Origin of the sequence: Acinetobacter sp. YH12134, from assembly GCF_013418555.1 — a bacterium.
Lineage (GTDB): Bacteria > Pseudomonadota > Gammaproteobacteria > Pseudomonadales > Moraxellaceae > Acinetobacter > Acinetobacter indicus.
The window spans coordinates 18,853-28,615 of record NZ_VPBT01000031.1; the positions used below are offsets into that span (position 1 = coordinate 18,853).

The 9,763-nt window shown below is 41.6% G+C and carries 11 protein-coding genes; 4 read left to right on the forward strand and 7 right to left on the reverse strand.

Going from position 1 to position 9,763, the window contains the following annotated elements; all coding sequences use genetic code 11:
• Window positions 1–7 precede the first annotated feature (7 nt).
• The gene (locus FTU69_RS13610; protein WP_180104044.1) at window positions 8–847 is read right to left on the reverse strand and encodes a metal ABC transporter solute-binding protein, Zn/Mn family; all 840 of its coding nucleotides are present in this window, start codon (window positions 845–847) and stop codon (window positions 8–10) included.
• 136 nt (window positions 848–983) lie between these two features.
• On the opposite strand from FTU69_RS13610, the gene FTU69_RS13615 reads away from it, so the two are divergent.
• Genes FTU69_RS13615 through znuB form a run of 3 tightly spaced genes read left to right on the forward strand, consistent with a single transcriptional unit; the run spans window position 984 to window position 3,049 of the window.
• Complete coding sequence (locus FTU69_RS13615; RefSeq protein WP_005181393.1) at window positions 984–1,481, forward strand: transcriptional repressor; 498 nt, start codon at window positions 984–986, stop codon at window positions 1,479–1,481.
• The gene (gene znuC / locus FTU69_RS13620; RefSeq protein WP_016658981.1) at window positions 1,454–2,245 is read left to right on the forward strand and encodes a zinc ABC transporter ATP-binding protein ZnuC; all 792 of its coding nucleotides are present in this window, start codon (window positions 1,454–1,456) and stop codon (window positions 2,243–2,245) included. The genes FTU69_RS13615 and znuC overlap by 28 nt, the downstream gene beginning before the upstream one ends.
• A 3-nt stretch (window positions 2,246–2,248) precedes the next feature.
• Window positions 2,249–3,049 (forward strand): zinc ABC transporter permease subunit ZnuB, encoded by an 801-nt coding sequence (gene znuB, locus FTU69_RS13625; RefSeq protein ID WP_180104045.1) that lies wholly within the window; start codon window positions 2,249–2,251, stop codon window positions 3,047–3,049.
• Between the two features lie 67 nt (window positions 3,050–3,116).
• Here znuB and FTU69_RS13630 read toward each other — a convergent pair whose 3' ends face one another.
• Window positions 3,117–3,737, reverse strand: a complete 621-nt coding sequence (locus FTU69_RS13630) for a LysE family transporter (protein ID WP_005181385.1) — start codon at window positions 3,735–3,737, stop codon at window positions 3,117–3,119.
• Window positions 3,738–3,895: 158 nt separating this feature from the next.
• Between FTU69_RS13630 and FTU69_RS13635 the strand changes: the two genes are divergently transcribed.
• Window positions 3,896–4,816 carry a Dyp-type peroxidase gene (locus tag FTU69_RS13635; RefSeq protein WP_005181383.1) on the forward strand — a complete coding sequence of 307 codons (921 nt, stop codon included), beginning with the start codon at window positions 3,896–3,898 and terminating at the stop codon, window positions 4,814–4,816.
• A 97-nt stretch (window positions 4,817–4,913) separates the two neighbouring features.
• Here FTU69_RS13635 and FTU69_RS13640 read toward each other — a convergent pair whose 3' ends face one another.
• From FTU69_RS13640 to FTU69_RS13660, 5 genes are all read right to left on the reverse strand, one after another.
• Window positions 4,914–5,312 (reverse strand): hypothetical protein, encoded by a 399-nt coding sequence (locus FTU69_RS13640; protein ID WP_034598110.1) that lies wholly within the window; start codon window positions 5,310–5,312, stop codon window positions 4,914–4,916.
• Complete coding sequence (locus FTU69_RS13645) at window positions 5,305–5,553, reverse strand: hypothetical protein (RefSeq protein ID WP_180104046.1); 249 nt, start codon at window positions 5,551–5,553, stop codon at window positions 5,305–5,307. The genes FTU69_RS13640 and FTU69_RS13645 overlap by 8 nt, the downstream gene beginning before the upstream one ends.
• 233 nt (window positions 5,554–5,786) lie before the next feature.
• Window positions 5,787–6,491 (reverse strand): hypothetical protein, encoded by a 705-nt coding sequence (locus FTU69_RS13650; RefSeq protein ID WP_168382051.1) that lies wholly within the window; start codon window positions 6,489–6,491, stop codon window positions 5,787–5,789.
• Window positions 6,478–8,088 carry a glycoside hydrolase family 19 protein gene (locus FTU69_RS13655; RefSeq protein WP_180104047.1) on the reverse strand — a complete coding sequence of 537 codons (1,611 nt, stop codon included), beginning with the start codon at window positions 8,086–8,088 and terminating at the stop codon, window positions 6,478–6,480. The genes FTU69_RS13650 and FTU69_RS13655 overlap by 14 nt, the downstream gene beginning before the upstream one ends.
• Window positions 8,085–9,763, reverse strand: a 1,679-nt coding sequence (locus FTU69_RS13660; protein WP_180104048.1) for a type VI secretion system Vgr family protein, incomplete at its 5' end; no start/stop codon positions are given. The genes FTU69_RS13660 and FTU69_RS13655, both read right to left, overlap by 4 nt.

Consider the following 9,763-nt stretch of genomic DNA (forward strand, 5'->3'; position numbering starts at 1 on the left):
AAACGCGCTATTTTTGCGCATTTATTACACATTTTTGCGTTTGGGTAGCCAATTTCTGCCAGGCCCGCACAAAGTCCCCTGCCCCACTCATACTTTCGTCGACCATTTGAAACACAATCGGATTCAGGCGCTGATACTGGCTCTTGCTGGCATGACCTTCGGCCAGTAAACACATTTTCGTGTTTGGACGATGATCATTCATATATTTAATTTGCGCCACCGTCGGAGCGACATGCGGATCATGGGTCAGTGCGCCGGCAAACTTCAGGTTCAGCGGACGTTCCAGATATTGATAGGCATCATGATAAGACCAGTAGGCTTTGGCCGAGGCTTTGCTTTTAAACTTGTCTGCGGTCAGGAGCAACTCTTGGGCAAAGGCACGGGCATTGGCCCAGTACTGTTCACGCTGCTCAGGCACCTGCTGGGAACGCAAGGCCGCAATAAAAAAGCCAATACGAATGGCATTGTTCGGATCAAGCCAGACATGCGAGTCGACCGTATCTTTTAATGCTGCACCACGAGGGCTACGCTGTGGTAGCGTTTGCAAAATGCCAGAATCTAGCAATGAAATAGCTTTGCTCTGATTGCTGAACAGTTTTTCTAGAGGCGCTTCATGCGCTTTGCCCAGCCAGATCACCAGACCTGCATCCTGAATGGTCTTGCGATGTGCAGGAGTCAAACTGACATCATGTCCGGTCTGGTCGGCCAATAATAAGGTCGGGGTTTCTATGCCTTGTGTAATTTCCTTGGCAATCAGATAAATCGGCTGTGTCGAAATAACAAGACTTTGAGACCAACTCAAGGTACTGAACAAAGCCAGAGCACAGAAGGCGAAAAAACGGGACATGAGCGCAAAATCATAAAACAGGATAGATGTTATATTATAACAAAATAACAAAAATACCTATGTATAATCGAATCTGACTATACTTCATGTTAAAATTTAATGTCCGATTTTCCTCCTACATTTCCTTGGGGTAGCTATGAGCTTATGTTCTCATGAACATCATGATGCATTACATGGCGTGCACGACCATCAAAATATTGAGCAGCGTCTTGCTGAAGCCGAAAGTCTCTGTGCCGCCACAGGTGCTCGCCTGACCCCACTTCGTCGTGAAGTGCTGGAACTGATTTTAAATGCCTCGGGCCCGATGGGGGCATACGACCTGCTGGCCAAAATTAAAAGTGAGTCAGATCGTCCGGCGGCACCACCAACCGTGTACCGCACCCTCGACTTTTTATTAGAAAAAGGGCTGATTCACCGTTTAACTTCTATTAATGCCTATATTCCCTGCTGCCATCCGCGCGAAGGCCATCAGGCGGCGTTTTTAATTTGCACCGAATGCAAAGTGGTCAAAGAAGCTTCTGCGCAGGGTTTACTGCAGCAACTGGCAGAGCTGTCGGCTTCGGACCACTTCACCGCCCATCATAGTATTATCGAGATTTCTGGTTTATGTCAGCACTGCGCCAGCAAACGCTAAGTCCTGCGCCGCTGATTCGCCTTGAACAGATTCAAGTCCGGATTGATGAGCGTGATATTTTAAAACAGGTCGATTTCTCTTTGCATGAGAAAGAAATTGTCACGCTCATTGGTCCGAATGGTGCCGGCAAATCGACGCTGATTAAAGTCATGCTCGGTATTGTCAAACCCACGGCTGGCAAAGTACTGGCCGATAAAAAACTAAAATTCTCCTATGTGCCGCAGAAATTCAATCCTTCACACAGCTTGCCGTTAAGGGTCAAGGATCTGCTGGCTTTAGAAAAATGTAGCAGCACGTTAAAAGCAGAAATTATCCGCGATACCGGTATTGCCAAGCTGGAAAATTCCAAAGTGCAGCAATTGTCAGGTGGTGAACGGCAGCGGGTATTACTGGCCCGCGCCTTATTGCGCCAACCCGATGTGCTGGTGCTGGATGAACCAATGCAGGGGCTGGATATCCAGTCGGAAGCCGAGCTGTATGACTATGTGCGTAGCCTACCAGAAAAATATGGCTGTGCCGTGCTGATGGTCTCACATGATCTGCAATGGGTCATGCAAGGCACGCATCGGGTGGTATGTTTAAATAAACACATTTGCTGTAGCGGCTTGCCCGAAAGCGTGCAGCAGCATCCGGAATATCAGGCCATTTTTGGTACCAACCGGGTGTTCTATCAGCATCATCATGATCATTGTGCGCATGGCGACCATGCCGAGCCGTGTCAGCATGATTCCCGTCCCCATATTCACCCTGAACCGGAAGTCTAAACCATGATGGATTGGTTATCGTTATTACTTCCGGCCTGGATCATGGGCACCTTACTGGTGTTTCTGACTGCACCGCTCGGCTGTCTGATGCTGTGGCGCCGGATGTCTTTTTTTGCCGATACCATGGCACATGGCACCTTATTAGGCGTGGCCATTGCCGGCGCCTTGAGCTTACCGCTGTGGATGGGCGTTACATTTTTAGCCTTATTACTGGTTGGTATTCTTTGGATTCTGCATGATCCGCGCTTACCGAATGATGCCCTGCTGGCCTTATGCTCTGCGACCCTGCTCTGCTCCGGTCTGCTGTTTATTCAGCATATTCCAAGCCTGCGTCCGGAACTGCTCAGCTACCTGTTTGGTGATCTGCTCACGATCTCCTGGGCTGATTTACCCATCTTTGCGCTGGTGATTGTCGGTGCACTGCTGGTTCTATATAAGTATTGGCAAGCCCAGATTCAGATTGCCATTGATCCGGATATTGCTGCCAGTGAAGGTATTCATGCCCAGTGGCAACGTCTGATTTTTATGTTGCTGCTGGCCCTGTTTACGGTTCTGGCATTACGCGCGGTCGGCTCGCTATTGATGGGTGCGCTGCTGGTGATTCCGGCGCTCACGGCACGACTGCTGGCGTATTCTCCGAAACAGATGGTGATTTGGGCTTTTGTGATTGCACAAATTGGGGTAACGGTTGGTTTATGGTCCAGCGCCGGCTTAAATACCTCGACCGGTCTGACTATTGTGCTGACCATGGCGGTGATTTTTGCCCTGATCTTTACCATGCAGAAATTTAAAAAACTGGCCTAAACAATCAACCGAAAGGTTCCATCTAGCCCTCTCCTCTTTATCATTGAGAGGGGAAAATCAACATCTATTACTGATGCACCAGACTTAATAAAAATGCAGCACCAGCAAACAGACCGGCAAACGTCCGGTTCATGACTTTCTGCTGACGCGGTGACTTTAACAATCTTAAAACCTTAGCTGCCAGGCCGGTATAGCCCGCCATCACAATCAGATCAATCGTAATCATGGTTGCTGCCATAATCAGATATTGAATCCACTGCGGTTTGGATAAATCCAGAAATTGTGGCAAGACAGCCAGCAAAAATACAATCGCTTTCGGATTGCTCATATTCACCAGAAAACCGTTCAGCAGCAGTCGTCCAGCTGATTTCTGTGGTAAATCCTGCCGGATTTCAATCGAGTGTACCGGCGCTTTCCATTGCAGATAGGCCAGATACAGCAGATACGCTACCCCGAACCATTTCACTGCCAGAAAAGCCCAAGGCGTGGTCGCAAATAGCACGCCCGCGCCGGCCGCCACAATCGCAATCTGTACCAGCAGCGCCAGTTGCAGCCCGATGGCATTCCAGTAACCATGACGAAAACCGTAATTCAGCCCACTCGACATCGAGGCAATCGCACCTGCGCCCGGCGACACACTAATCACCCAACAGGCCAGCATATAGGCCAGCCAAATCTGATAAGACATGGTAATTCACCACAAAAATGACAGATTATTATATGACGATTCATCTTTTAAGTGCGCAGTAAAGAGGCAATAAAAATCTGATCCAGAGACTGTTAAGCTGCTACCGGTTCAGGCACAATAGTTTTAGTGATTGATTATTAAAAACTTAGGAGCCATGAATGACAGCTCAATCTGTAATCTTGCCATTACCTTCAGATCATGCCCGTTTTATTGTTTTACGTTTAAAAGATTTAACTCTTGAGCAATTAAAAGAAAAATTAGCTGATCTTTTTAATACCCGTGATCGCCTGATTACCCAGCATCCTCATGCACAAATTAAAACTGCCGTGGCCTTTGGACCTGAACTTTGGGCACAACTGTACTCCCAAACTCCAGCTGGCTTTAAGCAGTTACAACCGATTGAAGGCGCATTCCAGATGCCTGTCGTACCGGCAGATGTACTCATTCATATTGCCAGTGCCCGTGCGGATATCTGTTTTGCCCTGAGCCAGTCTTTCTTTGAGGGTATTCAGGATCAGGTTGATGTTCTGGATGAGCGGGTCTGCTTCCGCTATTTTGATGGCCGCGACATGACCGGCTTTATTGATGGCACAGAAAACCCGCAATTCCCGGATGACCGTGCTGAAGTCGCTTTACTGGGCGAAGATGCCGGCATTTTTGAAGATGGTTCCTTTGTCTTTGCCCAGCGTTATGCACATGATTTAGATAAATGGAAACGTCTGAAAGTCGATGCACAAGAACAAGTGATGGGTCGCACCAAACTTGAGTCGATTGAGCTAGATGATGAGGTGAAACCTGACAATGCCCACGTCGCCCGTACCGTAGTTGAAGATGATGAAGGTGAAGAAATGGAAATTCTGCGTCATTCCCTACCGTATGGGGATGGGCAAGGTGACCAAGGCTTATTCTTTATTGCCTATACCAAGGATTTAACCATTCTGGATGCGATGCTTGAGCGTATGTTTGGCACCTCGGGGGATGGTATTCATGACCGTTTACTGCATTTTGTGACCGCTTTAGATGGTGCTTACTACTTCGCTCCAAGTGAAGAGTTGCTGGAAACAGTGCTGGAAGGATAATTTATAAAGCCGACGAGAGTCGGCTTTTTTAGTAATAATTTAAAGTTATCAGCTAGCGTTTAATTTCTCAGAGTGATATTTAAATTAAATATTAATTTCAAAAACAGGTTGCGTTAATTTTATTTAAATTAAATCTAGTTTCATCGAGATCTTTAACTTCTTTATTAATTGGCGTATATGTTGCCCCCCAAAATTCATTACCTTTTGAGATAAACGTAAAACTGGCTACCTCTCTATTATCCTCTAATTCTTTATAGGTTGTTTCCAATGCTTTTGACTCATCATCATAAATAACAGTTTTTACTTCCTTTAACTTATGAAAGGAAGTAAAAGGTCTATGGATTATTCTAGAGTTGTATCTATCAAAAGCAATTTCTATCTTCGATGTATCATCCTTTAGACAATAGTATACTTCAGATATAAGTGTTTCACTTGTTTTTGCACAAGATATCATTGAAAATAAATAAATTATTATAAATATAAGCTTTTTAACCACTTAATTTTCTCCTAGCTAATACTTCTGCTCTTTCCTGTGTGTAGCCATATCTCTTAGGTGGTTTAAATTTTTGATTCTTGGAAAGTTCAATAAATCTTGCATAACCTTTTCTTGCTTCACTTAATGATTTTGTACATCCAATTTTCTTGTATTCAGGGTCATGCCACAACCCCCAACCAAATACCTCACCAACCATATCATCAACTATACTATTCTCTAATTTAAAATGGCTTTGTTGCATAAATATGTAAGCATCTGATTTAAATAAATTTAATTTTGGATCAAAAAATAATCAAAACCTTTAAAATCATATAGTTATGAAATCTTTGTGCAACAAAGCCCTTTATAGTAATAGAGTTCCTCTCCCCCCTTAAGGAGAAAACTAGAATAGGGAATTTTTAATTAATTACAATTCTTATTGATAATTCTTGGACTTATAAATTTCTTTAATTCATAAAATTTTAAAATGAAAAATCACAAAATATCAGATATCAATATATAACCTTTTACTACTTTCCCACCCATACTTAAATATTCAATATTTAAGTAAAATTCATCTTTATTTTTTACAATATTTTTTATCCTTACAATATCCCCATTAATTAAATAAGATCTTTTCTTATTAAAATATTGATCAAATAAAAAAGCCTTTCTTGAGGATACTTCAACTTTCTCGACTATTTTACCTAAGTCACTCTTCAATATATAAATATTATTAGGATTTGAAAAAAAAGTAGTTAAATTTAAGTTTGGAGCTAAAGTCCTCCATTCTTCTTTCAATATATATTTCCCAGACTCTAAAAGATATATTCTTTTATAGCTTATTGCTCCATCTTTAAACCTTTCAATAATTCTATTTTTTTTAAATTCTGGATCGTATAATGGACTCAAATAAAACTCTTTTACCTCTTTAGAAGATATCTCAAAAATCCTGTATTGACCACTTGGGTTGCAATCCTCTGTGTAATTCACCACCAAATATTTATACTTACTATCATTTATTTCCTCTAACCAAAAACCATTTTTATTATAACAGTAGTCATTACCATTGAATAAATAAAATTTTTCTCCCCCTTTCCTATAGTAAATATTATTATCTTCTTTTACTAAAATATCTTTTGCTGACAAATTACCTGAAAAAATCAATAATAAAAAAATGAAAAATTTATTTAAAACCATTCCTTTTCTCCACTTCTCTCAATATTTTTATAAATAACTTCTTTCTTTCCAACATCCCATTATTTCCACCATTTATTCTCTTACTCACAGACTCAACTACTTTTAAATGATGACTATCACTATAGTTACTATTTAAATCTGGATACCCTTTATAAATTAAATTATCTGCATTTTTAAATATATTAAATGCCCATACAGAACTTTCCACTGCATGAAATAAGTCATCACAAATTAATTCTGGGTTACTAACTACATCTATTCCTGAGTAGTTTTTATATTTTTTATATGCACTTTTCCAAGTTAGCTGAATTAGACCTCTTCCTTTATACTTAGGACCATCTCCAAAAGATGTATTTCCTTCAGCTAAGATTTGATTTCTTCTTCGACATGCTCGACTATTTTTAACGTCACAAACAGATGGCGGAAAGTTAGATATATCATAATCTTTCCCACTAGCATATTCAATTAAGGTATTAAAGTGGTCACACTCATGATAAATTTGTGCTAAAAAATGACATAACATTAATTTATCTTTTAAATTATGTTTTCTAAGACTTTTATTCAACTCAGGAACAAACTCTTCTGGCGTAGTATTTTGTGTTGATCTCCCATTCATTACGCGATGAGAAAATAGTTTTCTAGAACCATAAACAGCTTTAAAAAAGCTTAACGAAATAATATCTTCTGAATCATTATCAATTCTTTTATCTAAATTAGGTTTATTCTCCTCTGTGGTTCCTTCAATAATATCAACATCTAGATGTAATTTAACAGCTTCCTCTTTAACTCTTTTGGCCACATAACTTACTGGATCTAAAGGCTTTCCATCTGGTTTGAGTACAGTAAATTGTAATCTCTGCCCAACCATACTTATTAACGGCAGTTTTCCATTGGAAATCGAATAAACCTTTTTCTTCCCGGTAGCTACAATTAACATCTCAATATTTGTTTTTTCAATAACGTAATTACTACCTTCACGATCTACAAGCGTTAGTGTAGAAGTACTTTTAAACTTTTCATAGGGTTCATCTAATTGAATCAGAATAGGTTTTTCTGTGCCATTACCTGAATTAAGCGATCTTTTTAAAACAAACTCATCATTCGATGTTAAGGCTAAAAATTCAATATCACGATTAGCCGAAGAGAGGACTTCAACTCTTCCTTGATCATCCGTAATACGTTCAAAACTTTTCTTTCCCTTTGGCCGTGTTTGTATCGGAAAATGAGCCATAATCTTTCCATGAACATCCACCACTTGAAAAGGTGTTACCACCAAACGATTCTGAGAAATCGTACTATTCATTTGTCGATATTCTTCAATTGTGTTAGGTAACTGAATTTTTATAGGATGCTCTGAGGAGGAGAGGGTCGAAGAATTAATGACCTTCACCACAGTATAATCAGATGCCTTCGGTGGTTTTGCTAAAATTTCTACCATCCGATTAGGAGAAGCTTGAAAGACAAATAAGCCATCTGTATCTGTTTTCTTCAGATTCTCTCTCGATGAATTTTGATAACGTGATTTCACCTTCAGATTTCTGACATATCGTCCAGATTTATCATAAAACTTAGAGGTAATGGTCACCAGTTTACTCATGATTCAATATCCTCGTGTGTAGACACCTCATCCTCCTGATCTTCTTCTATTTCTTCGAGCAAATAATCAATCTGTTCATCACTCACTGCTCCACTCAAATGTGTACACAAAGAGTTAAAGCTCAGCGCAATAAAGTCAGTTGACTGGGGCGTATAGAACCTAAAAGTACTTAATTGATGTTGTTCATTTAATATGGATTTATTGGTTTTCAGAAGCTTTCCATCAGTTTGATCAATCACAAAAATTTCTTTTTCTCCTGCAGACGAGCTATTCCATTGATAATTAATCTGATTACTAAATAATGTTGCCATCTGAGGTAAGCTCATCTTCGGTTCAACCACATTCTGTGGCTGTAAAAACAGATGCTGCCCTGCTTTCACCTCAAACTTCCCAGCAGTTGTCGGCAACACACCTGAACCACTAATTTCAATCTGACTTCCTCCAGCCACCAATATAATTTTTTTACTCGCCTTAACTTCAATCCTGTCTTCCGTTGAAATAATCTGCACCCCCTTTCTTGCAATAAGATCTGCACCATCACCCTGTGCCTGAATCTCAACCTTGCCTTTACCGGCATATAAACGTGCACCCTCTTGTGCTGCAAATAAACTTAGTTTCTGGCTGGCATGGGCAATCAGCGATTGTTGTGTGCTGAGGTTAATACTCTCTCCGGCACTGTGGCTGATCTGACCATCAGCAGAGAGATGCACATCTTGCTGGCTACTCAACGCAATAGAGTTTGGTGCGCTAAGAATCATTAAGGCCTGTTTAAAAGCAGCAGCTTTATTTTCATCCTGCTGTTCGATCTGCTCTAAGAAGTTCTTTAAGTTATCGAGAACTTCTAAAGGATCGGTCTGCTGGTTTTTGGCCACTTCACTTAAGGCTTGAGCATTGTTCAGGCTGCTTTCTAGCTGACTCTTGGCTTCACTGGCATCGAGATGATTGCCTTCGGCTTGTGCCTGTGGATGGGTGGAAATCAGTAAGCCTTCTCCAGCACGTACTGCACCCCACTGATCGGTTCTCAGTTCAAAACCTTCACCACGGCCATCACTTTCAGCGCTGGCTTTGGGATGGCTCAAGTTCCCCAGGTTCAGTTGGGTAGAACCATGACTACTTTGCAGCTGGGTAGAAATCTGCTTCGGAGTATCATCAAAACGTAGTTGGTTAAAGCCACTACCTTCAATTTCCTGTGAGCGGATCCCGCTAAGTTTTTTGGTGTCGGGTAGCTGGCCTAGGGTATCAAAGCGGGTTGGAGAACGTTCTGCTTCATGTAGACGTCCCACCACAAAAGGCCGGTCGATGTTACCGTCAAAGAAGTCGATCACCACAATTTCATTAATCCGTGGCAGGAAACGTGCCCCATAGCCTTCTCCGGCCCAGGGGGTCAGTACATCCACCCAGGCAGAGTCGGTGTCATTGTCATTGCTACCAGCACCACCATCATGCTGATGATCATCACTGCGGGTAAACAGGAAACGGACTTTAATGCGTCCCCATTCATCGACATGGATGCTTTCTCCAGCAGGCCCCACCACCCGGGCACGCTGTGGATGAGCCGCCGGTCGGTGCTGTAGTGGGTGGTATTCCGGTACCGTATGGATGTTGCGACGTTGTAAGGTTAAGGTATTGCCTTGACGTTCATCCGGGTGTTGTTTTTGTTGAAAACTAAAATGGC

Excerpts from the sequence above, each read along its gene's own strand:
- FTU69_RS13610 (WP_180104044.1), bottom strand. The coding sequence starts at position 847 with ATGTCCCGTTTTTTCGCCTTCTGTGCTCTGGCTTTGTTCAGTACCTTG.
- FTU69_RS13630 (WP_005181385.1), bottom strand. The coding sequence starts at position 3,737 with ATGTCTTATCAGATTTGGCTGGCCTATATGCTGGCCTGTTGGGTGATT.
- FTU69_RS13650 (WP_168382051.1), bottom strand. The coding sequence starts at position 6,491 with ATGGTTTTAAATAAATTTTTCATTTTTTTATTATTGATTTTTTCAGGT.
- FTU69_RS13645 (WP_180104046.1), bottom strand. The coding sequence starts at position 5,553 with ATGCAACAAAGCCATTTTAAATTAGAGAATAGTATAGTTGATGATATG.
- znuB (WP_180104045.1), top strand. The coding sequence starts at position 2,249 with ATGATGGATTGGTTATCGTTATTACTTCCGGCCTGGATCATGGGCACC.
- znuC (WP_016658981.1), top strand. The coding sequence starts at position 1,454 with ATGTCAGCACTGCGCCAGCAAACGCTAAGTCCTGCGCCGCTGATTCGC.
- FTU69_RS13635 (WP_005181383.1), top strand. The coding sequence starts at position 3,896 with ATGACAGCTCAATCTGTAATCTTGCCATTACCTTCAGATCATGCCCGT.
- FTU69_RS13655 (WP_180104047.1), bottom strand. The coding sequence starts at position 8,088 with ATGAGTAAACTGGTGACCATTACCTCTAAGTTTTATGATAAATCTGGA.
- FTU69_RS13615 (WP_005181393.1), top strand. The coding sequence starts at position 984 with ATGAGCTTATGTTCTCATGAACATCATGATGCATTACATGGCGTGCAC.